The sequence below is a fragment of the Arsenicicoccus cauae genome, assembly GCF_043162025.1.
GTDB lineage: Bacteria > Actinomycetota > Actinomycetes > Actinomycetales > Dermatophilaceae > Arsenicicoccus > Arsenicicoccus cauae.
In genome coordinates, this window is sequence record NZ_CP171001.1 from 2,689,031 (window position 1) to 2,713,178 (window position 24,148).

General features: G+C 72.6%; 23 protein-coding genes. 7 read left to right on the forward strand and 16 right to left on the reverse strand.

Going from position 1 to position 24,148, the window contains the following annotated elements:
- Window position 1: 1 nt before the first annotated feature.
- A complete protein-coding gene (locus ACF3NS_RS12580; RefSeq protein ID WP_288799097.1) occupies window positions 2-703 on the reverse strand; it encodes an MBL fold metallo-hydrolase in 702 nt (233 codons plus the stop codon).
- Between the two features lie 100 nt (window positions 704-803).
- On the opposite strand from ACF3NS_RS12580, the gene ACF3NS_RS12585 reads away from it, so the two are divergent.
- The 6 genes from ACF3NS_RS12585 (at window position 804) to ACF3NS_RS12610 (ending at window position 5,522) form a co-directional block, all read left to right on the forward strand.
- Window positions 804-1,628 (forward strand): peptidylprolyl isomerase, encoded by an 825-nt coding sequence (locus ACF3NS_RS12585; RefSeq protein WP_392466428.1) that lies wholly within the window; start codon window positions 804-806, stop codon window positions 1,626-1,628.
- Entirely contained in the window at window positions 1,625-3,295 is a 1,671-nt protein-coding gene (locus ACF3NS_RS12590; protein ID WP_392466431.1) for a DUF349 domain-containing protein, read from the forward strand. Before ACF3NS_RS12585 ends, ACF3NS_RS12590 begins: the two co-directional genes overlap by 4 nt.
- Window positions 3,296-3,431: 136 nt before the next feature.
- Window positions 3,432-3,785, forward strand: a complete 354-nt coding sequence (locus ACF3NS_RS12595; RefSeq protein ID WP_288799587.1) for a GntR family transcriptional regulator — start codon at window positions 3,432-3,434, stop codon at window positions 3,783-3,785.
- Window positions 3,782-4,765 carry a DUF1648 domain-containing protein gene (locus ACF3NS_RS12600; RefSeq protein ID WP_154592899.1) on the forward strand — a complete coding sequence of 328 codons (984 nt, stop codon included), beginning with the start codon at window positions 3,782-3,784 and terminating at the stop codon, window positions 4,763-4,765. The genes ACF3NS_RS12595 and ACF3NS_RS12600 overlap by 4 nt, the downstream gene beginning before the upstream one ends.
- A gap of 97 nt (window positions 4,766-4,862) precedes the next feature.
- Complete coding sequence (locus ACF3NS_RS12605; protein ID WP_195849139.1) at window positions 4,863-5,057, forward strand: PLDc N-terminal domain-containing protein; 195 nt, start codon at window positions 4,863-4,865, stop codon at window positions 5,055-5,057.
- Window positions 5,058-5,099: 42 nt separating this feature from the next.
- On the forward strand, window positions 5,100-5,522 hold the full coding sequence (locus ACF3NS_RS12610) for a hypothetical protein (protein WP_154592901.1): 423 nt from the start codon (window positions 5,100-5,102) through the stop codon (window positions 5,520-5,522).
- A 30-nt stretch (window positions 5,523-5,552) separates the two neighbouring features.
- Here ACF3NS_RS12610 and ACF3NS_RS12615 read toward each other — a convergent pair whose 3' ends face one another.
- The 15 genes from ACF3NS_RS12615 to pgsA all read right to left on the reverse strand — a co-directional run bounded on the left by ACF3NS_RS12615 (window position 5,553) and on the right by pgsA (window position 21,883).
- Window positions 5,553-6,263: a GNAT family N-acetyltransferase gene (locus ACF3NS_RS12615; protein WP_154592902.1), complete on the reverse strand. Its 711-nt coding sequence runs from the start codon at window positions 6,261-6,263 to the stop codon at window positions 5,553-5,555.
- 9 nt (window positions 6,264-6,272) lie between these two features.
- Window positions 6,273-8,510 carry a bifunctional (p)ppGpp synthetase/guanosine-3',5'-bis(diphosphate) 3'-pyrophosphohydrolase gene (locus tag ACF3NS_RS12620; protein ID WP_230082760.1) on the reverse strand — a complete coding sequence of 746 codons (2,238 nt, stop codon included), beginning with the start codon at window positions 8,508-8,510 and terminating at the stop codon, window positions 6,273-6,275.
- Between the two features lie 206 nt (window positions 8,511-8,716).
- Window positions 8,717-9,271 carry an adenine phosphoribosyltransferase gene (locus ACF3NS_RS12625; protein WP_154592904.1) on the reverse strand — a complete coding sequence of 185 codons (555 nt, stop codon included), beginning with the start codon at window positions 9,269-9,271 and terminating at the stop codon, window positions 8,717-8,719.
- Window positions 9,272-9,278: 7 nt separating this feature from the next.
- Window positions 9,279-10,580: a protein translocase subunit SecF gene (gene secF, locus ACF3NS_RS12630; RefSeq protein ID WP_392466436.1), complete on the reverse strand. Its 1,302-nt coding sequence runs from the start codon at window positions 10,578-10,580 to the stop codon at window positions 9,279-9,281.
- A complete protein-coding gene (gene secD, locus ACF3NS_RS12635; protein ID WP_392466438.1) occupies window positions 10,577-12,514 on the reverse strand; it encodes a protein translocase subunit SecD in 1,938 nt (645 codons plus the stop codon). The genes secF and secD overlap by 4 nt, the downstream gene beginning before the upstream one ends.
- Window positions 12,514-12,852, reverse strand: a complete 339-nt coding sequence (gene yajC / locus ACF3NS_RS12640) for a preprotein translocase subunit YajC (protein ID WP_154591874.1) — start codon at window positions 12,850-12,852, stop codon at window positions 12,514-12,516. Before yajC ends, secD begins: the two co-directional genes overlap by 1 nt.
- Before the next feature lie 143 nt (window positions 12,853-12,995).
- Window positions 12,996-14,111, reverse strand: a complete 1,116-nt coding sequence (ruvB, locus tag ACF3NS_RS12645; protein WP_288800207.1) for a Holliday junction branch migration DNA helicase RuvB — start codon at window positions 14,109-14,111, stop codon at window positions 12,996-12,998.
- Between the two features lie 3 nt (window positions 14,112-14,114).
- Window positions 14,115-14,711, reverse strand: coding sequence for a Holliday junction branch migration protein RuvA (ruvA, locus tag ACF3NS_RS12650; RefSeq protein WP_154591875.1), 597 nt, complete (start codon window positions 14,709-14,711; stop codon window positions 14,115-14,117).
- Between the two features lie 49 nt (window positions 14,712-14,760).
- Complete coding sequence (locus tag ACF3NS_RS12655; RefSeq protein WP_392466440.1) at window positions 14,761-15,426, reverse strand: crossover junction endodeoxyribonuclease RuvC; 666 nt, start codon at window positions 15,424-15,426, stop codon at window positions 14,761-14,763.
- 362 nt (window positions 15,427-15,788) lie between these two features.
- Window positions 15,789-16,565, reverse strand: coding sequence for a YebC/PmpR family DNA-binding transcriptional regulator (locus tag ACF3NS_RS12660; protein ID WP_392466441.1), 777 nt, complete (start codon window positions 16,563-16,565; stop codon window positions 15,789-15,791).
- Window positions 16,566-16,606: 41 nt separating this feature from the next.
- Complete coding sequence (gene pdxT / locus ACF3NS_RS12665; RefSeq protein WP_392466443.1) at window positions 16,607-17,230, reverse strand: pyridoxal 5'-phosphate synthase glutaminase subunit PdxT; 624 nt, start codon at window positions 17,228-17,230, stop codon at window positions 16,607-16,609.
- Between the two features lie 222 nt (window positions 17,231-17,452).
- Window positions 17,453-18,382 (reverse strand): pyridoxal 5'-phosphate synthase lyase subunit PdxS, encoded by a 930-nt coding sequence (gene pdxS / locus ACF3NS_RS12670; protein WP_392466445.1) that lies wholly within the window; start codon window positions 18,380-18,382, stop codon window positions 17,453-17,455.
- Between the two features lie 94 nt (window positions 18,383-18,476).
- A complete protein-coding gene (locus ACF3NS_RS12675; RefSeq protein WP_392466446.1) occupies window positions 18,477-19,133 on the reverse strand; it encodes a hypothetical protein in 657 nt (218 codons plus the stop codon).
- Window positions 19,133-21,271: a phosphatidylinositol mannoside acyltransferase gene (locus tag ACF3NS_RS12680; RefSeq protein ID WP_392466447.1), complete on the reverse strand. Its 2,139-nt coding sequence runs from the start codon at window positions 21,269-21,271 to the stop codon at window positions 19,133-19,135. The genes ACF3NS_RS12675 and ACF3NS_RS12680 overlap by 1 nt, the downstream gene beginning before the upstream one ends.
- 6 nt (window positions 21,272-21,277) lie before the next feature.
- Window positions 21,278-21,883, reverse strand: a complete 606-nt coding sequence (pgsA, locus tag ACF3NS_RS12685) for a phosphatidylinositol phosphate synthase (RefSeq protein ID WP_392466448.1) — start codon at window positions 21,881-21,883, stop codon at window positions 21,278-21,280.
- A gap of 126 nt (window positions 21,884-22,009) precedes the next feature.
- Between pgsA and ACF3NS_RS12690 the strand changes: the two genes are divergently transcribed.
- Window positions 22,010-24,136: an elongation factor G-like protein EF-G2 gene (locus ACF3NS_RS12690; RefSeq protein WP_392466450.1), complete on the forward strand. Its 2,127-nt coding sequence runs from the start codon at window positions 22,010-22,012 to the stop codon at window positions 24,134-24,136.
- Window positions 24,137-24,148 lie beyond the last annotated feature (12 nt).

The following is a 24,148-nucleotide window of genomic DNA, read 5'->3' on the forward strand; positions in this document are numbered from 1 at the left end:
GTCAGAGTCCTTTGAGGTAGGGGTTGGCGGCCCGCTCGCGCTCCATGGTGGTCGCGGGGCCGTGGCCGGGGAGGATGAGGGTGTCGTCGGCGAGCGGGAGGACCACCTCGCGCAGGCTGCGGAGCATGGCCTCGTGGTCGCCGCCGGGCAGGTCTGTGCGACCGATGGAGCCGGCAAAGAGCACGTCCCCCGCGAGCACGGTGCGCTCGGCCTCGATGGGCAGGCCGTCGGGGGTGCCGGGGAGCGTGAACATCACCGACCCCTCGGTATGCCCGGGCGCGTGCGCCACGTCGACGCCGAGCCCGGCCAGGTCGAGGTGCTGGCGGTCGACGATCGACTCGACGCGCGGCGGCTCGCGCCAGGACCACGCCCGCCCGAACTGCTGCTCGAACATCGCGAGCAGCTGCGGGTCGAGCGACGCGGCGGGGTCGGCGAGCCGATAGCGGTCGTCGCCATGGATGTATGCCGGAAGGTCGGCGTCATCGCCCGTGGTGCACACCGGGGTCACCGAGTGGACGTGGTCGACGTGCCCGTGGGTCAGCAGGACCGCCGCGGGCTTCAGCCGGTGCTCAACGAGCACGGAGCGCAGCTGCTCGACCACCCCGATGCCCGGGTCCACGACGAGGCACTGCTCGCCGGCGGCCGGGGCCACGACATAGCAGTTGGTGGCGAAGGCCTGCGCGGGGAAGGCGAGTACGAGCACCGCGTCAGCCTACTGGGAGGGCGGACCGGGCCGAGCACGGGACGCCGTCGGCGAGACGGGGCGCGCCGGGCGGGGCCTGTCGGTGGCGTTCCCTACACTCATGCGCGTGACGAGGGAGCAGGAGCGCGCGCGAGCCAGGCGGCGCCACGACAAGGTCCAGGCCGCGCAGCGGCGCAGGGCGGAGCGGCGTGCCCGCACCCGGCGTCTCGTGGCGGTGGTCGCGACGGTGGCGATCGTGCTGGCGACGGTGGTGGGGGTGGCGCTGGCGATGCGGCCGCGCGGGGACTCGGCCGCCGCACCGTCCGGTGCGGCCTCCCCCACCGGCACCGCCGGACCGTCGGGGCGCTGCACGACGCCACCGGCGCTCCAGAGCAAGCCCAAGCAGTTCGGCGAGGTCCCGGACAAGGCGACCGCCGAGGGCGGGACCTGGGTGGCGACGCTGCGGACCACCTGCGGCCCGGTCACGATCGAGCTCGACGGCAAGGCCGCGCCGCAGACCGTCGCGTCCTTCCTGCACCTGGCCCGCGAGGGCTACTGGGCCCCCAGCCCCTGCCACCGCCTGACCACCGGGAGCCTGTCCGTGCTGCAGTGCGGCGACCCGACGGGCACGGGTGCGAGCTCTCCCGGCTACGGCTTCGGCATCGAGAACGCGCCCGCCGACGGCGCCTACCCGCGCGGCGTCGTCGCCATGGCCCGGACGCAGGACCCCAACAGCAACGGCGGCCAGTTCTTCGTCGTCCACCAGGCCTCGAGGCTGCCCACCGACGGAGGTGGCTACTCGATATTCGGCAAGGTCACCGGCGGGATGGATATTGTGGACCAGATCGCCGCGGCGGGGTCCGACGACTCCAACGGCCGAGGCGACGGCCGTCCGAAGACCCCGATCAGCATCCTCGAGGTCTCCGTCACCAAGAAGAAGGCATGACTGTGTCCGATCAGCCCGAGCAGCCGACCACCCAGCCCGTCGACGCCGAGGTCGACGCAGCCGTGTCGTCCGAGGCCCCGCAGGCCGCCCCCGCCGAGACCGGCGTCGAGGCGCCGGTGCAGGGGGCTGCGCCTGCCGACGAGGCGGTCCCCGCGGACACCACCGTCGCGACCGAGACCAGCACCTCGGCGAGCGAGGGCAGCGACGTCTCGGCCGAGGCCACCTCCTCCGCCAGCGAGGGCGTCACGACGGACGAGCCCGCAGCCGCAACCGAGGAGCCGGCGCCCGCCGAGGACTCAGCCCCGGCCGGCCCGAGCCCGGCGCGCGTGCCCACCCCGGCCGCCATGCCCAAGCCCCCGGCGCGTCCGGCGCCCGCGTCCCCGTCGGCCGTGCCGGCCCCGATCGCCCCGCCCGCCGGCCCGCCGAGCAACGCGGCGACCTTCGGACGGGTGGCCGAGGACGGCACCGTCTACGTGCGGACCCCGGACGGCGAGAAGGCCGTCGGGTCCTACCCGGGTGCGAGCAGCGAGGAGGCCCTGGCCTACTTCGCCCGCAAGTACGACGAGATGTGGGCGGCCGCCGAGCTCCTCTACCACCGCGTGCTGCAGACCGGCCTGTCCGCCAAGGAGGCCACCGACGACCTCGCCAAGCTGCGCGAGCACATCGGCGAGGCCAACGTGGTCGGGGACCTGCCCGGCCTGGACGCCAAGGTCGAGTCGATCGCCACCGCCATCGAGGCGCGCCGGCAGGTGGAGGCGACCGAGCGCGCCGCCGCCCGCGACCAGGCCCGCACCGAGCGTGAGGCCATCGTCGCCGAGGCCGAGCAGATCGCGGCCCAGGACCCCGCCAAGACGCAGTGGAAGGCCAGCGGCGCGCGCATCCGCGAGCTCCTCGACGAGTGGAAGAAGCACCAGCGCTCCTCCGTCAAGCTCGACCGCGAGTCCGAGAACTCCCTGTGGCAGCGGTTCAGCGCGGCGCGCAACTCCTTCGACAAGGCCCGGCGCGTCTACTTCGCCGAGCTGGAGTCCACGCAGTCCGAGGCCAGGGCCGCCAAGGAGAAGCTCGTCGCCGAGGCCGAGAAGCTGTCGGCCAGCAAGGAGTGGGGCCCCACCGCGGGTGCCTTTAAGCGTCTGATGGACCAGTGGCGCAAGGCGGGTCGCGCCGGGCGCAAGGAGGACGACGAGCTGTGGGGCCGGTTCAAGGCCGCCCAGGACGCCTTCTTCAACGCCAAGGACGAGGTCTCGGCCGAGGAGGACAAGGAGTTCCGCGCCAACCTGGAGGTCAAGGAGGGTCTGCTCGAGCAGGCCCGGGCGCTGCTGCCGATCAAGGACCTGGGCGCCACGAAGTCCGCGCTGCGCACCATCCAGGACAAGTGGGACGCCGCCGGCAAGGTCCCCCGCTCGGACATGGGGCGCATCGAGGGCGAGCTGCGCAAGGTCGAGCAGGCCGTGCGCGACGCCGAGGACGCCCGGTGGAAGAAGTCCAACCCAGAGGTCAACCACCGCGCCAGCGCCTTCGCCGAGCAGATCGAGCGAGCCCTCGAGAAGGAGAACAAGGCCCTGGACACGGCCCGTGCCTCCGGCGACGACAAGAAGATCAAGGCCGCCGAGGAGTCCCTGGCCTCCCGCCGGGCCCTGCTGGAGATGGTCCACAAGGCCCAGTCCTAGCCCGCCCCGTATGCCGGAACCGCCCGCCTGCCCGATCACCGGGAGGCGGGCGGTTGCGTCATACGACGACGGCTGGGGCACAAGGACCCGGACAACGCAGTTGTTCTAGTTGCACTAGAACAACTAGAGTTATCGCGTGCTCATCATCATCGACCCGGAGTCGACCGAGCCGCTCTACGGCCAGCTCGTGTCACAGGTGCGCGGCGCCATCCTGCGCGGCGACGTCGGGCCCGGAGACAAGCTCCCCAGCGCGCGCGAACTCGCCTCCAGCCTCGGGGTCAACATGCACACCGTCCTGCGGGCCTACACCACGCTGCGCGACGAGGGGGCGCTGGAGCTCCGCCGCGGCCGGGGCGCCGTGGTCACCGCCAAGGGCCTGGACACGGCAGAGCTCGAGCAGGCCGCCCGCACGCTCGTGGAGGTCGGCCGCCGCCACGGCCTCACGCTCCCCCAGCTCCACACTCTCCTCGACCAGGAGGCGACATCATGACCGTCCGCAGCCCTCGACCTCACGTCGACCTGGGGGCCCGCGCCCGTCGGCGCACCCTGCTGGTCACCCTCGTCCCCCTGCTTGCCTGCCTCGCGGTGCCGGGTGTCCTGCTGCTCCTGTGGTGGCCCCGCCTGCCTGATCGGATGGCCTCGCACTTCTCCATCACCGGAGTGCCGGACCAGGTGGGCCAGGCCGCGGCCCAGGTCACCGGCTTCTACGGAGCACTCGCGGCCGTGGCCGTCGTCGGCACGCTCGTGCTGGTCAGCAGCCGGCGCGGTCCGAGACCGGCGGCCCTGGTGGCGGGCCTGGTCGCCGTCGAGGTCGTCCTTTCCTCGGTGTTCGCCCTGGTCCTGCACGCCCACCTCGACCTCACCGACCCGTATGCCGCCCGCCTGCCCGTCCCGTCGGCCGCCGTCGCGGTGGCACTGGGGCTGCTCGCGGGGTGGCTGGCAGCGCGGCTCTGCCCCGAGGGACCGGCCGCCCCGACATCCCCGCCGGCCCCCCGGCTCCGGCAGGAGCTGCCCCCCGGCACGCGCGCCGTCTGGGTCTCCCGCACGGGGCAGCCTCGGTGGATGACCGTGGTGCTGGTCGTCGGGGCCGTGGTGCCCCTCGCGCTCATGCTGCGGGACCGCGCGTGGTCCCTGGCCTGGGTGCCCGCCCTGGTCCTGGTCATCGGCGCGGCCTTCACCGGCTACCGCGTGACCGTCGACGAGGCGGGTCTGCGCTGGCGCGGCCGTCTGGGCCTGCCCCGCGGGCACGTGCCGCTCGAGGACGTCGCCGCTGCCGAGGTCGTCCAGGTGGACCCCGTCGACTACGGCGGCTGGGGCTATCGCCTCTCCCCCGTCCTCGGCCCGGCCCTGGTCACCCGCGGCGGCTCGGCGCTGCGGGTGACCCGTCACGACGGTCGGCGGTTCACGATCACCGTCGACGACGCGGCGACCGGCGCAGCCCTGCTCGAGGCGCTGAGCCGAAGGCCCTGATCCCGGTACGCCACCCCACCACCCACCACCCACCCTTCCCGACGTGCAGCGCACGATGCGCCGCACGTGAGTCCCGCACACCCTGATGGAGGTCCCCGTGGACAGCCGTGCTCTCGCCGCCCTCGCCCCCCTGGCGTTCCTCGCCCTGGCGCTCGTCCTCCTCGACCTGGCACGCAGCCGGGGCGCGCGCCACCTGCCCCGCTGGGCCTGGGCCGTCCTGGTCCTGGCCTCGTTCCCGTTGGGCCCGGTGGCCTATCTGCTCCTCGGCCGTGACCGGGGAGGCCGGGCATGACCGCCGGGATCCGTACCCGCGCCCTCGGCATCGACTTCGGCGGTGGCGTCGGGCTCCACGACCTCGACCTCCTGGGCCGCGGTCGTGGTCGCCTTCACCGTGGGGCTGGGGTGCGCGGTCTACGAGACGACCATGCTCCTCGATGCCCCGACGGTCCCGACCGTCCTGCGGTGCTGGGCGGCGGGGTCGGCATACCTCTCGCTCGTCGTCGCCGCCTCGGCCCTGGCGGCGGTGGTCGCCCGGGGCGTCCTGGCGGGCTTCGCGACGGTGGCCGGCACGCTCATGATCGGGCTCCCGCTGCTGGGGATGGCGCCGGTGCTGCGTCCGTGGGTGCCCACCCCGGCCCTCCCCCGCATCACCGAGACGCTCGCCGGACGGCCCCTGACGTCAGCCCTGGTGGCAGCGGCGTCATGCCTGGCCATCGCTGTGCTCGCCGCGCGCCGCCGCCCCCTCCCACGCCGCTGAGGGTGCGCCCCTGCGGGCGGGCCGGGGAGGTCACGCCAGCGCGGCCGCGGTGAGCTCGGACAGCCGAGACCGCTGCCGCCCGTCCTCGTCGAAGTTGTCGTCCGACAGCCACTGCTCGTAGGCCGGGCGCAGCCGCCGCCACTCCTCGTCGGTCATGGCGTACCACGCGGTGTCGCGGTTGCGACCCTTGTAGACGACGGCGTTGCGGAAGGTGCCCTCGTAGGTGAAGCCGTAGCGCACCGCCGCCCGACGGGAGGGCTCGTTGAGGTCGTCGCACTTCCACTCGAGGCGGCGGTAGCCGAGCTCGTCGATCGCATGCCGCGCCATGAGATAGATCGACTCGGTGCCACCGCGGTGGTGCTGCATCTCCGGGGAGTAGAGGATCGAGCCGATCTCGATGGCCCCGTTGGCGACGTCGGCCCGCAGCCAGGAGGCGGTCCCCACCACCCGCCCGGTCTCGTTGCCGATGATGGCGAGCGGGATGGTCGTGGGGTTGCGCATCTGCTTGTGGACATAGGCGCCGAGCTCGGTCGTGGTGCGGAACGGCCCGGCGGACATGTAGGTCCACAGCGGCTCGTCGCCCTCGCCGCAGGTCAGCTCGAACATGCTGGGCACGTGGTCTCGCGTGAGGTCCACCAGGGTCACCTCATGACCCACCAGGCGCACGTCGCGGGGGAGCACGCGCGGGTGCCAGCCCCACACGTCATCGCCGATGGGCTGGCCGAACTCGTTGCTACGCAAGGTCTTTCCTCACTGCTGCTCGATCTTGCGGGCCCCGCCGACCCGGCTGACGTCGAAGACCCCGTCGACCTTGCGGATGGCCCGCATGACGTGGTCGAGGTGGGCGGGGTCGCCCATCTCGAAGGTGAACCGGAAGGTCGCCACGCGGTTGGTCGTGGTGGACGAGCTCGACGACATGAGGTTGACGTGCAGGTCGGCGAGCACGCGGGTGACGTCGGAGAGCAGTCGGGACCGGTCCAGACCGTCCACCTGGATCTGCACGAGAAAGACCGAGGACGCCGTGGGCGCCCACTGCACGTCGATGAGCCGCTCCGGCTCGGCCAGCAGCCCGGCGGCGTTGGTGCAGTCCCGCAGGTGCACCGAGACGCCGTGCCCGCGGGTGACGAAGCCGATGATGTCGTCGCCCGGCACCGGCGTGCAGCACTTGGCGAGCTTGACCCACACGTCGTCCGTGCCGACGACGACCACACCGGGGTCGGTCGCGCGCACGCGGCGGGTGCGCCGCGACGGCGACACCGTCTCGGCGGCGTCCTCGGTCAGCCCCTCCTCGCCGCCGGCCTGCGCGAGCATCTTGGACACGACGTGCTGGGCGGAGATGGTGCCGCCGCCGACCGCGGCATACAGCCCGCTGATGTCCTGGTAGTGCAGCTCGCGGGCCAAGGCGGTCAGCGACTCGGCGGAGGTGAGCCGCTGGACGGGCAGGCCCTGCTTGCGCATCTGCTTGGCGATCGCGTCCTTGCCGGACTCGATGGCCTCCTCGCGCCGCTCCTTGGAGAACCACCCGCGGATCTTGTTGCGCGCCCGTGCGCTCTTGACGAAGGTCAGCCAGTCGTGGCTCGGACCGGCGTCGGGTGCCTTGGAGGTGAGCACCTCGACGACGTCGCCGTTCTCGAGGCGCGACTCGAGGGGGACGAGCCGACCGTTGACCCGGCCGCCGATGCAGTGGTGACCGACCTCGGTGTGGACGGCATACGCGAAGTCCACGGGCGTGGACCCTGCGGGCAGGCCGACAACCTCACCCTTGGGGGTGAAGACGAACACCTCCTGGGTGTTGATCTCGAAGCGCAGCGAGTCCAGGAACTCCCCCGGGTCGCTGGTCTCCTGCTGCCAGTCGACGAGGGAGCGCAGCCAGGACATGTCGGTCTGGCCGTCGTCGGTGGGGGCGGAGGTGCCCGGGCCGTCCTCCTTGTACTTCCAGTGCGCCGCGACGCCGTACTCCGCGCGCCGGTGCATGGTGTGCGTGCGGATCTGGATCTCGACGGGGTTGCCGCCCGGGCCGATGACCGTCGTGTGCAGCGACTGGTACATGTTGAACTTCGGCGTGGCGATGTAGTCCTTGAACCGCCCCGGCACCGGCGTCCAGCGCGCGTGCATGGCCCCGAGCGCGGCATAGCAGTCGCGCACCGACTCCACGAGGACGCGGACCCCGACGAGGTCGAAGATCTCGTCGAACTCCTTCCCCCGCACGATCATCTTCTGGTAGACGGAGTAGTAGTGCTTGGGGCGGCCCGTCACCGTCGCCTTGATCCGCGCCTGCGCGAGGTCGTGGAGCACCAGCTCGCGGACGCCGGCGAGGTACTCCTCACGCGCGGGCGCCCGTCCCGCCACGAGGTTCTCGATCTCGTCGTAGACCTTGGGGTACAGCGTCGCGAAGGACAGGTCCTCGAGCTCCCACTTGATGGTGTTCATGCCGAGCCGGTGCGCGAGGGGGGCATAGATCTCGAGGGTCTCGCGGGCCTTGCGCTGGGCAGAGCTCGCCGAGACATAGCGCCAGGTCCGTGCGTTGTGGAGCCGGTCGGCCAGCTTGATCACGAGGACCCGTATGTCGCGGGCCATCGCGACCACCATCTTGCGGACCGTCTCCGCCTGGGCGGCGTCCCCGTAGTGGACCTTGTCGAGCTTGGTCACCCCGTCCACCAGGCGGGCGATCTCGTCCCCGAACTCGCGGCGCAGCTCGTCCAGCGAGTAGTCGGTGTCCTCGACGGTGTCGTGCAGCAGCGAGGCCGCGATGGTCGACGGCGGCATGCCGAGGTCCGCCAGGATCGTTGACACGGCGAGCGGGTGGGTGATGTAGGGGTCGCCGCTCTTGCGCAGCTGCCCCCGGTGGCAGCGCTCCGCGACGGCGTACGCCCGCTCGACGACGCTCGTGTCGGCCTTGGGGTGGGTGAGCTTGAGCGAGCGCAGGATCGGCTCGAGCACGGGGTTGGCCGACGTGCGCCCGCCGAAGCGCGCGAACCGGGCCCGCATGCGGGCGGAGCCGGGCAGCAGGACGGTCGGCTCCGGCACCGCGGCGCCGTCGGGTGCGCCCGACACGGCGTCGGCCGGACCGAGGTCCGAGACGGTGGGGTCCGGCTCGGCGCGCAGCGCCGTCACCTCGGCGCCCGGGCCGGCACCCGGCAGGTCCGAACGGCTCCGCGTGTCCTGGTCCCTCATCCCGCCATCCTAGGACGCGCTCAGGCCCGCAGCAGCGATGAGACCACGCGATCCACAAGCTGAGACCGCCCTCCCAGGGCGTCGATCTCCAGCACGAACTCGCACGCCGCGACCGTGGCGCCGCACTGCTCCACGAGGCGGCAGGTGGCCGCGGCCGTGCCGCCGGTCGCGAGGACGTCGTCCAGGACGAGCACCCGCTGGCCGCGGTGCAGGGCGTCCTGGTGCATCTCGAGCGTCGCCGAGCCGTACTCCAGCGTGTAGTCCTCGGTCACGGTGGCGCCGGGGAGCTTGCCTGCCTTGCGGACCGGCACGAAGCCGACGCCCAGGGCGTAGGCGACGGCAGCGCCCAGGATGAACCCGCGCGCCTCCATCCCCACGACGACGTCCACCTCGCCGCGGTGGCGGCGGGCGATGTCGTCGACGACCTGCGCCAGGGCGGCCCCGTCGGACAGCAGCGGCGTGAAGTCCTTGAACAGCACGCCGGGCTGCGGGAAGTCCGGGACGTCCCGCATGAGGGACTCGACGAGCTCGGCGACGCGCTGCTGCTCGCGGTCGGGGTGCGGGCTGGTCGGCATACGGCTCCTATCGCTTGGACCGCGGAACCCGCCGCGGCTGGTTGCGAGGGCCGCCCTGGGTGACGCTCGGGTGCAGGGGCCGACGGCCCTCCCCCGCAGCGGGGTGGGTCGGGCGCCGGGTGGCCGTCGCCCCCGGGGCCGGCCGGGTGGCCGAGGTCGCACCACCCGTGCCCGCCTCTGCGTCCGTGCGCGTCGTGCCGGCAGTGACGCCGGCCGGAGCGGTGGCCGGCGCCAGCTCCGGGTCGAGCATCGAGCTGTGCGTGCCGTGCTGGCCCAGGTCGGCGAGCAGAGTGCCGGAGAAGTTCGCGCCACCTCGCGAGTCCTGGTAGCGGCGGGCCCGCTTGGCCTGCTCCTTCATGGCCGGCTCGTGCTCGCGCAGCATCGCCAGCACCGGAGTGGCGATGAAGACCGAGGAGTACGCACCGACCAGGATGCCCACCAGCAGGACCAGGGACAGGTCGAGCAGCACGCCGGGGCCGATCACGAGCAGCCCGACGATGAGCACGACGGTCACCGGGATCACCGACATCATCGAGGTGTTGATCGAGCGCACCAGCGTCTGGTTGACCGCGAGGTTGGCCGCCTGGCTGAAGGTCTGGCGCCCCGTGTGGCTCGCCGCACGGACGTTCTCCTTGACCTTGTCGAAGACCACGACGGTGTCGTAGAGCGAGTAGGCCAGGACGGTCAGGAAGCCGATCGTCGTCGCGGGGGTGATCTCGAAGCCGAGCAGGGTATAGAGGCCGACCGTGATCACCATGTCGTGCAGCATCGCGATGAGCGCGGCCGCCGCCATCTTCCACGTGCGGAAGTAGAACGCGAGCACGACGGCGACGATGGCGAAGAAGATCAGCAGCGCGCGCAACGCCTGCTGGCTGACCGACTGCCCCCAGGACGGCCCGACGAAGGTGCTGGACACCTGGTCCTTGCCGACCTTGAACTCCTGGCCCAGCGCCGTGCTCACCGCCTGGGTGGGGGCGTCGGCGAGCTTCTCGGTCTGCACCCGGATGGAGTCGTTGCCGACCTTGGTCACGGTGACGTTGCCCGCCTGCTCGCCCGCCTTGGCAGCGGCCGTCTCGACGGTGTCCTTGGCCCGGGTCTCGAACCCGGACGTGTCGGCGATGCTCGACACCCTGAACTCCGAGCCTCCGCGGAACTCCAGACCGAGGTTGAGCCCGCTGAACGCGAGCGACCCGATGCAGACCGCCAGCAGCAGCCCGGACAGGAGGAACCACACCTTGCGACGCCCGACGTAGTCGAGCCCCCGGCGACCGGTGTAGAGGTCGTTACCGAAATCAGCGACCTTGCTCACAGCACGGCCCCGCCTTCCTTGGTGTAGCTGCCCTCGCGCTGCCGCGCTGCGGCGCGCTCGGCGTCCAGCGCCTCGAGCTCGGCGTCCGGGTCGCGGAACCGGCCGCGCCCGATGTAGCGCGCGGGCTTGGCGCCCAGTGCGCCGGGGTCGAAGCCGGAGAGCTTGTGCCCCTGGCCGAAGAACCTCGTGCGGGACAGCAGCGCCAGCATCGGGTGGGTGAAGAAGAAGACGATGATGACGTCGATGATCGTGGTCAGGCCCAGCGTGTAGGCGAAGCCGCGCACGTTGCTGGAGGCCAGCAGGTAGAGGACGACGGCGGCGATCAGGTTGACGGCGTCGGAGATGATCACCGTGCCCTTGGCGCGCTGCCAGCCCGCCTCGACGGCCGCCGGGATCGAGCGCCCCTCGCGGATCTCGTCCCGCACACGTTCGAAGTAGACGATGAACGAGTCGGCCGTCATGCCGATCGACAGGATCAGCCCGGTGACGCCGGCCATCGAGAGCCGGAAGTTCTGCGACCAGCCGAGCAGCGTGATGCACAGGTAGGTCAGCGCGGCGGCCATGAGCAGCGAGGCCACGGTCACCAGGCCGAGCGCGCGGTACTGGACCAGCGCGTACAGCATGACCAGCACGAAGCCGATGGCGCCGGCGAGCAGACCCTTGCTGAGCTGGTCGGCGCCGAGCGTCGGGCTCACGGTGTCCTGCGTCTCGACGCGGAAGGACATCGGCAGCGCACCGAACTTCAGCTGCTGGGCCAGGGCCTCGGAGCTGGTGGCGTTGAACGACCCGGTGATGCTGGAGCGGCCGTCGAGGATCGGCACGGTGATGCGCGGGGCGACGATGACCTCGCCGTCCAGCACCGACGCGAACTGGTTGCGGGGCGGGGACAGGTTGAGCAGCCGCTTGGACAGGTCCGCGAACTTCTTGCCGCCGTCCCCGGTCAGCGTGAGGTTGACGCCGTACTCCGTGCCCGTGCCGCCCGCCTGGTTGGGCTGCAGGCCCGAGGTCGCGTCGGCGATGTCCTGGCCCTCGAGCTCGGCCGGGCCGAGGATGTACTTGGCCGCGCGGTCGGTCGAGCAGGTGACCAGCGGCTTCTTGGGGTCGTCGGTGACCTTGAGGTCGAGGTTCGGGTCGCTGCAGTTGAGCGCTTCGTACTGCGCCTGCACCTCGGGCGTCACCCAGGCGGGGTCGCTGGCGTTGGTCGGCGTGGTGCCGCTGGACGTCGGGGTCGCTGCGGGGGTCGACGGCGTGGCGGCCGGGGCCGACGGCGAGACCGTCGCGGCCGGGGACGACGGCGAGACCGTGGCGGCCGGGGTGGACGGCGTGGTGGCCGGGGCCGACGGCGAGACCGTCGCGGCCGGTGCGGCCTGCGCGGCGGCGGGAGGCACGACGGCGGGTGCGCCGCTGGGCGTGGCGGTCGCGGTAGCGGTGGCCTTCGCGCTGGCCGGGGCGCTCGGCGCCGCCGACGCCGAACCGGTCGCGGGCGCGGAGGCAGGGGCCGTCGCGGTCCCGGTGGGGGTCGGGGCGGGCTGCGTGGAGCCGGGACCCTCGACCAGGACCGGCCGGAAACGCATCATCGAGGACTTCTTGAGCGAGTCCACCGTCTCCTGCGGCGTGCCCTTGGGCAGCGACACGACGATGTTGCGGCCACCCTGGGTGGACACCTCGGCCTCGGCGACACCGGACCCGTCCACGCGCTTCTGCATGATGTCGACGGCCTGGTTCATGGTCGACTCGTCGAGGGCGCGATCGCCCTCGACCTGCGGGGCGAGCACGACCTGGGTGCCGCCGGCGAGGTCCAGCCCGAGCTTGGGGGTGAGCTGGGCGGTGCCCCAGGTGTGGACCCCGGCGAGGAGCGCCGCGAGGCCGAGCAGGAGCGTGGCGAACCAGACCAGGGTCCGGCGGGCTCCCCTGGTGCGAGGGTTGCGGGCCATCAGTCAGTGCCCTCGGCGCGGGTCGTCGTGGCGCCGCCGGCAGCGGGGGCCTCGCCCATGAGGGCGCGCTCGTCGAGGGTCAGCACCACTCCGTCGGCCACCTCGACCTGCGCGATGCCGCCACCACGGGACACGAGGGTCCCGATGATGCCGGAGGCGGTGAGGATCCGCTGGCCCGGCTGGAGCGACTCGGCACGGGTGGCCGCCTCCCGCTGGCGCCGGCGCGTCGTCCACCACAACCACCCCAGCATGAGCACGGGGAGCAGGAAGATCAGGTAGGACAGAGCCCCTTGGTCGTTCTGCGCCGCAGCGGCGACGAACGGGGTGGCAGAGATCATCGACACGTTCTCTCGATCGGATGGTCTGACAAGATCGCCGGCCTGGGATGACGCAGAGTGGCGACCTTGACACGTGGTGCAACGAGGAGGATTCCTCTCGGCAGTCTACGTGTCGGGTCTGTCCCCACCCAATCACCACGCGCTCAGGCGAACCGTCCCTCGCCGTCCAGGGGCAGCTGCTGGGCGACCGCTGCGCCTGGCGCATCCGGCGGGGCCGCGAGGCCGAGGTGCTGCCACGCCAGCGCCGTCGCCGCCCGGCCTCGAGGCGTGCGGACCATGAAGCCCTCGCGCACGAGATAGGGCTCGGCGACGGTCTCGACGGTGTCCGGCTCCTCCCCGACGGCGACCGCGAGGGTCGACAGGCCCACGGGACCGCCGCCGAAGCGCGTGCACAGCAGCTCCAGCACGCCCCGGTCGAGGCGGTCCAGGCCGCGCGCGTCGACGTCGAAGAGCGCGAGCGCCTCGTGCGCGGCCTCGAGGTCGACGACACCGCGTCCGTGCACCTGCGACCAGTCGCGGACCCGCCGCAGCAGGCGGTTGGCGATGCGGGGCGTGCCCCGGGACCGCCCGGCGATCTCGGCGATGCCGTCGTCGAGGGCCTCGACGCCGAGCAGTCGCGCGGAGCGCCCGAGGATGGCAGCGAGGTCGTCGGCGGAGTAGAAGTCGAGGTGCCCGGTGAAGCCGAAGCGGTCGCGAAGCGGCGCCGGGAGCAGACCGGCCCGAGTGGTGGCCCCCACCACGGTGAAGGGGGGCAGCTCGAGCGGGATCGCGGTCGCGCCCGGGCCCTTGCCGACGATCACGTCGACCCGGAAGTCCTCCATCGCGAGATAGAGCATCTCCTCCGCCGGTCGCGCCATCCGATGGATCTCGTCGAGAAAGAGCACCTCCCCCTCGGCCAGGCTGGACAGGATCGCAGCGAGGTCACCGGCGTGCTGGATGGCGGGGCCGCTGGTGACCCGGATCGGCCGCTCGAGCTCGGCTGCGACGATCATCGCCAGGGTGGTCTTGCCGAGGCCTGGGGGCCCGGACAGCAGGATGTGGTCGGGCACGGCGTCGCGACGCCGGGCTGCCTCGAGCACGAGCGACAGCTGGTCGCGCACGCGTGGCTGGCCGGGGAAGTCGGCCAGACGCTTCGGCCGCAGCGCCGCCTCGACCCGCTGCTCGTCGTCGTTGCCCCGGGCGTCGACGACCCGCGCGGTCGCGTCGTAGCTGCCGTCGTCGAACGGGTCGCCGGGCCCGCTCTCCCACACCTCCGCCACGGGTCAGCGCCCCAGCTCGCGCAGCGCGGCGCGCAGCATCTCGCTCGTGGTCCCCGGAGCCTCGCCGGCCTTGAGGACGCGCCCGACGGCGTCCTCGGCCTGCTTGGCGCTCCAGCCGAGCCCGACCAGTGCCTCCACGACCTGCGGCTGGGTCCCACCGGCGGTCGGCGCGACACCCGCGCTCGTGGCCGCGCCCGGAAGCGCGCCCACCTTGTCGCGCAGCTCCAGCACGATGCGCTCGGCGCCCTTCTTGCCGATGCCCGGCACCTTGGTCAGCGCGACGATGTCGCCCCCGGAGATGGCCGCGCGCGCCACGTCAGGGGCGTGCACCGACAGGATCGCGAGGGCCACCTTGGGCCCCACCCCGCTCACGGTCTGGACCTGCTCGAAGAGGGCCCGCTCGTCGTCGTCGCCGAAGCCGTAGAGCGTCAACGAGTCCTCCCGGACCACCAGGCTCGTCGACAGGCGCGCCTGCTGCCCCACCCGCAGCCCGGACGCCGTGGCGGGGGTCGTGTGCACGAGCATGCCGACACCCCCGACCTCGACCACGACGTGGTCGAGCCGGGCGGTCAGCACGGTGCCCGAGACGGACGCGATCATGAGCTCTCCTGTGGTCCGGTCTGATGGGTCGTATGCCGCAGCGGCCGGCTCATCGCGCGGTCCCCCGCTGCACCGCCTGCCGCCGCGCGGCCGCGACCGCCGGGTGAGCCGACCCGCCGCTCGCGCGGTGCGCCGCCACGGCCTGCTGCCACCGGTTGGGGGCGGCGGGCTGACGGCGTCGGGCCGCGTCCAGCGCCTCGGTCGTGCGGTTGTCGGTCACGGCGTCGGCGAGCCGTGACGCCGCCCCTCCCCGCCATACCTGGCAGATGGCGAGGGCGAGGGCGTCCGCGGCGTCCGCGGGGGTGGGTCGCTCGTCGAGACCCAGGACCCGCATCACCATGCTGGTGACCTGGGCCTTGTCGGCGCGACCGTTGCCCGTGACGGCCGCCTTGACCTCCGAGGGCGTGTGCAGCGCCAGGGGCAGGCCGCGGCGCGCAGCCGCCAGCATCGGGATCGCGCTGGCCTGGGCGGTCCCCATGATCGTCGACACGTCGCCGCGGGCGAACATGCGTTCCACGGCGATGGCGTCCGGGTCGTGGTCGTGCAGCCAGTCCTCGAGCTCGGTCTGGATCGTCAGCAGCCGTTGGTGCAGCGGGTCACCGCTGGGGGTGCGGATCACCCCGACGGCCACGAGCCGCAGGGGTCGCCCCGGGACCCCCTCGACCACGCCGACACCGCAGCGGGTGAGGCCAGGGTCGACCCCGAGCACCCTCATGCCGTCACCCCTCTCGCCGATCGTTCGCGCGACGGTCTCACCGTGCGCACCGACAGTCTCCACCGTGCGCACCGTCAGGCTCGGCGGGACACACCGAGGCTCCGAACACACGTTCGCCGCACCCCGCCATCCCCCGTCTTGGGCTGCAGCACGAGACCGTGGCTGCACCCCCGGACCAGCGGCAGAAGCCAGACCAGGGAGGTGAAGGCACACGCGAGCGGGGCCGGCACGACCCCCGTCGCCCCAGCCCCGCTCCTACGTCGCTCGTGTCCTCGCGCGGTCGTCAGTCCTCGAACCCTCTGGTCGGACCTCCTCCGCGCTCCGGGCCTCGCTCCTACGTCGCTCGTGTCCTCGCGCTGTCGTCAGTCCTCGTCGTTCAGGCCGAGCTCGTCAGCCACCTCGTCGCTGATGTCGCCGTTGGTCCAGACGTTCTGCACGTCGTCGCTGTCCTCGAGCGCGTCCACGACCTTCATCATCTTGGTGGCGCCGTCGGCGTCCAGGTCGACCTTGAGGTTGGGCACGAACGACGCCTCCGCCGACTCGTACTCCAGCCCGGCCTCCTCAATGGCCTTGCGTACGCCCACGAAATCCGTTGCCTCCGAGATGATCTCGAAGGTGTCACCCTCGTCGTTGACCTCCTCGGCCCCGGCGTCCAGCACGATCTCGAGCAGGTCGTCCTCGGTCAGGTCCCGGCCCTTGTTGGCCTTGGGCACCGCGACGACACCCTTGCGGGAGAAGTTGTAGGCGACCGAGCCCGGGTCGGCGAGGTTGCCCCCGTTGCGGGTCAGGGCCACGCGCACCTCGGTGGCGGCCCGGTTGCGGTTGTCGGTGAGGCACTCGATGAGCACGGCGACGCCGTTGGGGGCGTACCCCTCGTACATGATCGTCTGCCAGTCGGCGCCGCCGGACTCCGCACCGGAGCCGCGCTTGAGCGCGCGGTCGATGTTGTCGTTGGGGACGGAGTTCTTCTTGGCCTTCTGGACCGCGTCGTACAGCGTCGGGTTGCCGGCCGGGTCGGCGCCGCCGGACTTGCACGCGACCTCGATGTTCTTGATCAGCTTGGCGAACAGCTTGCCCCGCTTGGCGTCGATCGTCGCCTTCTTGTGCTTGGTGGTGGCCCATTTGGAGTGGCCGCTCATACGTAAGCTCCTCGTGTGTCCGGCGTGGCAACTGGCCCAGTCTACGCGCCGCGCACCAGGTCGACGAAGTACTCGTGCACCCGCAGGTCGCCCGTGACCTCGGGGTGAAAGCTCGTGACCAGCAGGGGGCCCTGCCGCGCCATCACGACCTTGCCCGCCGCGTCGCCCTGGACCGACGACGGCACGCTGGCCAGCACCTCGACCCCGCTCCCCACGTCCTCGACCCACGGCGCCCGGATGAACACCGCCCGCAGCGGGTCGGCCACCCCGTCCCGGATCGACGGCACCGACAGATCCGCCTCGAAGGAGTCCACCTGCCGCCCGAACGCGTTGCGCCGCACCGTGATGTCCATGCCGCCCAGCGTCTGCTGGTCGGCCGTCGCGTCGGTCACGCGGTCGGCGAGCATGATCATGCCCGCGCAGGACCCGTAGGCCGGCATACCGGCCGTGATCCGGTCCTGCAACGGGCCCTGCAGGCCGAAGGCCCGGACCAGCTTGTCCATGACGGTGGACTCGCCACCGGGGATGACGATCCCGTCCAGCTCGTCGAGCTCCTCGGGCCGGCGGACGGTGATGGCCTGCACGCGCAGGCACTCCAAGGCGTGGACGTGCTCGCGCACGTCCCCCTGGACGGCGAGGACTCCGATGCGGGTGGGGGCGGTCACCCGCGCCACCCTAGTGTCCCTGCTCGTATGACGACGACCGCGCCCGCCACGAGTCGTCGCCCAGCGGGGTTCGGGCATACAGGACCTCACGGCCCCGCCGCCGCGGACTGACCAGACCGGCCCGGGTCACGACCTGCTCCGCCCTGACCGTCACCGCCGTGCACCGCGTCCGGGGCTCCTCACCCCGCCCCGAGGCGAGGTGAGGAGCTCGGCGCGCTCAGCTCACCAGCCGCGCTCGGCGAGGCGGTGCGGCACGGGGATGTCGTCGACGTTGATGCCGACCATGGCCTCCCCGAGGCCGCGGGAGACCTGGGCGATGGTGTCGGGGTCGTCGTAGAAGGTGGTGGCCTTGACGATGGCCGCCGCCCGCTCGGCCGGGTTGCCGGACTTGAAGATCCCGGACCCGACGAAGACGCCCTCGGCGCCGAGCTGCATCATCATGGCCGCGTCGGCGGGGGTGGCGATGCCGCCGGCGGTGAAGAGCACGACGGGCAGCTTGCCGGCCTGCGCGACCTCACGCACGAGCTCGTAGGGCGCCTGCAGCTCCTTGGCCGCGACGTACAGCTCGTCGGCGGCCATGGACTGCAGCCGGTTGATCTCGCTGCGGATCTTGCGCATGTGCATCGTGGCGTTGGAGACGTCACCGGTGCCGGCCTCGCCCTTGGAGCGGATCATGGCGGCGCCTTCGGTGATGCGGCGCAGGGCCTCGCCCAGGTTGGTCGCCCCGCACACGAAGGGGACGGTGAAGGCCCACTTGTCGATGTGGTTGCTGTAGTCCGCCGGGGTGAGCACCTCGGACTCGTCGACGTAGTCGACGCCCAGCGACTGCAGCACCTGGGCCTCGACGAAGTGACCGATCCGGGCCTTGGCCATGACGGGGATGGAGACGGCGGAGATGATGCCGTCGATCATGTCGGGGTCGCTCATGCGCGACACGCCACCCTGGGCGCGGATGTCGGCGGGGACCCGCTCGAGCGCCATGACCGCGACGGCGCCGGCGTCCTCGGCGATCTTGGCCTGCTCCGGCGTGACGACGTCCATGATCACCCCGCCCTTGAGCATCTCGGCCATGCCGCGCTTGACGCGGGTGGTGCCGGTGCCGGCGCTGGGGACGGAGGGGGTGGTCGCAGGGGTGGACTCGGTGGTGCTCATCGCGATGGGGCTGCCTTAGCTCGAGGACTGCTGTGTCGACGTCGGTGTCGGCGTCATCGTAGGTCCAACCAGGCGCCACGCCCGCATCGGCCGGTCACTCCAGCGCGGACGGCAGCCGGTCGTCGAACTCGACGGTCCGCGGCAGCTCGGCGTGCCCGGCGAGCCGGAAGGCCCGCACGAGGCGCTTGCGACGCACCCGCTGCACGTCCACGACCGCGTCGTTGTGGAAGCGCCGCGCCAGCTGGACCCGCGTGCACGAGCTGCGGAGTCGCTGGAGGAGCACGCGCCCGCCGTGGTCACCGTCGCGGCGCAGCCCGTCGACCGTCTCGGGCGGCAGGGCGAGGTCCAGGGCCTGGGACAGGTCCGTCTCGGCCTCGACGCGGGCGTCGACCGGCTCGTCCTCGAGCTCGAGCGACTCGGCGGCCGCCGCGGCGAGGAACAGCGAGGTGGCAGGGTCCAGCAGGCCCGACCCGGCGAGCTCCTGCACCGTCTCGGCGCGTCTCACCAGCTGGGCGTCGACCGCGACCAGCGCGCCCTCCACGCGCGCGTGCAGCCGGTCCAGCCGCGCCGCGGTGTAGGTCAGCCGCCAGGCCAGCAGCACCAGCGCGAGCCCGAGGAGGACGAGCGGCCCGGGGATGCTGGGCACCTCGGGGATGCCGAGGAACCTCGCGATGACCGGGATGACCGGGATGACCGGGATGACCGCGATGACCGGGATGACCGGGGTGACCGGGGTGACCGGGACGGGCATCAGGAGCGCCTCGCCCCGCGGCCGAGGCTGTCACCGAGGCCCTGGGTGAGGCTGCGGCCGAGGCCCTCCAGCCGCCTCGACACGGCGCCACGGGGCTTCGCGGGGGCGCCGAGCAACACGGTCTCGTAGACCGCGAGCACCTGGTCGGCCACCACGGACCAGTCGAACTGCCGGGCCCGGTCCTGCCCCAGCCGGGACAGCTCCGCGCGCCGAGCGGGGTCCGCCAGCAGCGCCACGGCGGCCTCCGCCAGGGACCCGCTCGACTCGTTGGCAAAGGTCGCTCCGGCCCGGCCCCCGTCCAGCACGCGGACGAACGCCGGGATGTCCGACGCCAGCACCGGGGCCCCAGCGGCCATGGCCTCGACCAGGATGATCCCGAAGCTCTCGCCGCCGGTGTTGGGGGCGACGTAGAGGTCGGCGGAGCGAAAGAGCGCGGCCTTGTCGTCGTCGGAGACCGCCCCGAGCAGCTCGACGCTGCACCCGTCGGGCACCGCCGCGCGCACGGCCTCCTGGTCGCCCGGCCCCGCGACGAGCAGCCGCACGCCGGGCACCGCGCGGGTGATGGCGGGCAGAGCCTCGAGCAGCAGCGGCAGGCCCTTGCGCGGCTCCTGCAGCCGGCCGAGGAAGGCGATGGTCGGCCGCTCGGGCGAACCCTGCCACGCGGGCCGCACGGGCGCTGCCGCGAACCGGTCGACGTAGACGCCGTTGGGGATGACCACCGCGTCGCCGCCGTAGTGCGTGGTCACGGTGCGGCGCGCGTCCTCCGAGACCGCGATGCGGCCCAGGATCTTCTCCAGCGACGGGCGGAAGGCGGGATAGACGGTCTGCATCGCCCGCGAGCGCACCTGCGAGGAGTGGAAGGTCGCGACGATCGGGCACTCGGCCTGCCAGAGGGCGAGGGTGCCGATCGACGGGGTGATCGGCTCGTGGATGTGCACCACGTCGAAGGCGCCGTCCTCGAGCCAGCGACCGACGCGCGCGGCCGTCACCGGCCCGAAGTTCAGCCGCGCCACGGACCCGTTGTACTTGACGGGGACAGCGCGTCCGGCGCTCACGACGTACGGCGGCAGCACAGTCTCCTCGTCGGCCGGCGCCAGCACCGACACCGCGTGCCCCTCGCGCAGGAGCCACCCGGCCAGGTCGCGCACGTGGAACTGCACCCCCCCGGCCACGTCGAAGGAGTACGGGCAGACGATCCCGACGCGCAGCGAGGTCACCGCGCGTCCTCGGCAAAGACCCGCTGCATCATGTGCCAGTCGGCCGTGTGCCGGACGACCACTGCCTCGAGCGCCGCCGCACAGCTCTGGGTCATGGCCGCGGCCTTGTCCCTCGTGCGACCCGTCTCGGGCACGGGCACCTGCTCGTGGAAGGTCACGACGACGTCGTGGCCGCTGCCGGTCCCGCCCGGTCCCCGCCGGCGCTCGTAGTGCACCGAGACGGGGTGCAGGGGGTGCCCCCGTCGCGACGGCGAGGGCGGCCGGGCCGGGCGCCATCCGGGCCTCGCGCCCGCAGAAGGTCACGGTGACGCCCTGGTCGGTCAGGTCTCGGTCGGCGAGCAGGGGCACGAAACCCCCTGCGCGCAGCGCGCGCACGAGCTCGGGCATGGCCGGCGGCCCACCGGTCAGCGGCAGGATCCGCATGCCGAGCCGCTCGCGGAAGGCGACGAAGGCCTCGTAGACCTCCTCGGGGCGCAGGCGCTCCGCCACGGTCGTGACGGGCGCGAGCTCGTGCGTGGACCAGGCCCCCGCGAGGTCCCAGTTGCCCAGGTGGCCGAGGAACATCACTGCACCGCGCCCCTCGCGCAGCGACGCCCGCACCCCCTCGTCGCCGACGACCCGCACGGTCTCGTGCAGCACCTGCGGCGTGAGGTCGGGCAGGCGGAAGGCGTCGCACCAGTACCGCAGGTAGGAGCGCATCCCCTCGCCGACGAGCGTCTCGAGCTGGGTCGCCGTCAGCTCGGGCCGCACCCGCGCGTAGTTGGCCCGCAGCCGCTGCACCGAGCGCCCGTCCCGGCGGTGCGTGACGTCGGCGACCCGGTCGAAGGCGGCGTAGGCGACCCGGGCGGGCAGCAGGCGCACGACGCGCCAGCCGGCACGGAACGCCCAGACGGTGGCCCGGTCGGCGAGGCGGTTCGGCATACGGCCTCAGCCCCGGGCGAGGGCCTGGGTGCGCACCGCGAGGATCCGCTGGAGCACCGTGATCGCCGACAGGACGGCGAGGACCCACAGCGCCACCGCGACCATGGGCTCCCACAGGCCGGTGCCGGTCACGAAGGTCGCGACCAGGATCAGCACGAGCCGGTCCGCGCGCTCGGCCACGCCGACGCTGGCCGTCATGCCGAGGCCCTCGGCCCGCGCCCGGACGTAGGACACGAGCATCCCGAGCACGAGCACGGCGAGGGCGACGCAGGTCAGCACGCGCTCACCCCGCCACGCGTAGTAGAGGACGAGCCCGCCGAAGATCGAGGCGTCACCGATCCGGTCCAGGCTCGAGTCGAGGAAGGCGCCGAAGCTGGAGGTACGGCCGCTGTGCCGGGCCATGACCCCGTCGATGGTGTCGGAGAACACGAAGACGGCGATCAGCAGGGTCCCGACGAGGAGCTCGCCGCGAGGAAAGAACCACAGCGCGCTCGCCGCCACCCCGAGCGTGCCGACGACCGTCACGGCGTCGGGCGAGACCCCGAGGCGCAGCAGGATCTTGGCGACGGGCGTGAAGATCCGGGTGGCCAGAGCACGAAATCGGTTCAGCATGGTGCCCCCACCCTAGCCATAGGGGGACCCCGGTTGTCGGCACCGCTCGCCGGGAGTTGAGTATGGAACCACCCACCCTGCACGCGGGGGTGACGATCCGCCAACGACGAAGTCAGGTGAGATGACATGGCCGCTAACAACAGCCAGGGTCAAGGACCCGCGGGCTCCCCCGCCCCAGCCCGCCCCGAGGACATCCGGAATGTCGTCCTCGTGGGGCCGTCCGGGTCGGGCAAGAGCACGTTGTTCGAGCACCTCGTGGCCGCTCGCGTGCCCGGGCGCCGCGTCAAGGAGACCCCCAAGGGCGAGGACACCCGGTCGGTCGGGCTGGACGCGGCGTCCTTCGACGTCGACGGGACGACGGTCAACCTGCTCGACACGCCGGGGTACCCGGACTTCGTCGGTGACCTGCGGGCCGGGCTGCGCGCGGCCGACGCGGCGCTGTTCGTCGTCTCGGCGGTGGACGGGGTGGACGCGGCGACCGGCATGCTGTGGCACGAGTGCGAGGTCGTGGGTATGCCGCGCGCCATCGTCGTGACCAAGCTCGAGGCAGGGCGCGGGTCCTTCGAGGAGACGGTGGACTCGTGCCGGCGGGTGTTCGGCGACGCGCAGCCGTTGTACCTGCCGGTCCAGGCCGACGACGGCACGATCACCGGGACGCTGGCGCTGCTCAGCCGCCGCCACTACGACTCCTTCGGCGGGGACGTGCGGATCAGCGACGCCACGCCCGAGCAGCTGGAGGTCATCGACGAGGTCCGTGGCGACCTGGTCGAGGCGATCATCACCGAGTCGGAGGACGACACCCTGCTGGACCGCTACCTCGAGGGCGAGGACGTGTCCTTCGACACCATCCGGGCCGACCTCATGACCGCGGTGGCCGCCGGCACCTTCTTTCCCGCCATCCCGATCAGCGCACTGACGGGGGCGGGCGTCCCCGAGCTGCTGGAGATCTTCACCGACGCCTTCCCCGACCCCACGCGGCACCCCCTGCCGACGGTGACCTCGCTGGACGGCGAGCCGATCGAGGCCCTCGTCGGCGACCCGGACGGACCTCTGGTCGCCGAGGTCGTCCGGACCTCCACGGACCCCTACGTCGGGCGCGTCTCGCTCGTCCGCGTCTTCAACGGCACCCTGCGCGCCGAGGACGTGGTGCACGTCGCCGGCCACCTGTCGACCTTCGTCGGCAAGGAGGTCGATGGTCACCCCGACCACGACTCGGACGAGCGCGTGGGCCAGTTGTCCACGCCGCTCGGCGGCACCGAGCACGCCCCCAAGTCGTCCGGGTCCGCGGTGGCCGGCGACCTGGCGATCGTGGCCCGGCTCGCGCACGCCGAGACCGGGGACACGCTCTCGGACAAGGACTCCCCGTGCGTCGTGGAGCCCTGGCTGCTCCCCGACCCCCTGCTGCCGGTGGCGATCCACCCGGCCTCCAAGGCCGACGAGGACAAGCTCGCCAGCGCCCTGCAGCGGGTCGTCGCCGAGGACGTGACGATGCGGCTCGACCACGACGCCGAGACCCACCAGACGGTCCTGTGGACGATGGGCCAGGCCCACGTCGACGTGCTGCTGGGCCGGCTCCAGGAGCGCTACCAGGTCACCGTGGAGGCGGAGCCGCTGCGCGTGGCGCTGCGCGAGACCTTCGTGGCCCCGGCCAAGGCCCAGGGCCGCCACGTCAAGCAGTCCGGCGGGCACGGGCAGTTCGCCGTCTGCCACGTCGAGATCGAGCCGCTGGAGCGGGGCGCGGGCTTCGAGTTCGTCGACAAGGTGGTGGGCGGGGCCGTCCCGCGGCAGTTCATCCCGTCGGTGGAGAAGGGCGTCCGCGCCCAGATGGCCAAGGGCACCCTGGCGGGCTACCCCATGGTCGACATCCGCGTCACCCTGACCGACGGCAAGGCGCACTCCGTCGACTCCTCGGACATGGCCTTCCAGACCGCGGGGGCGCTGGCGCTCAAGGAGGCGACCAGCTCGGCCACCGTCACCCTGCTCGAGCCGGTGGACCGCGTGGACGTCGACGTGGCGGACGAGTACGTCGGTGCCGTCATGAGCGACCTGTCGACGCGCCGGGGGCGGGTCGTCGGGACCGAGGCCGGCAGTGTCGGGCGCACGGTCGTGCACGCCGAGGTCCCGGCGCTCGAGCTGACGCGCTACGCCATCGACCTGCGGTCGGTCTCCCACGGGACGGGCACCTTCGGCCGGGACCGGCTGCGCTACGACCCGCTGCCGCAACACCTCGCGGCCAAGCTCGTCACGGGCTGACCGCCGCGCCCG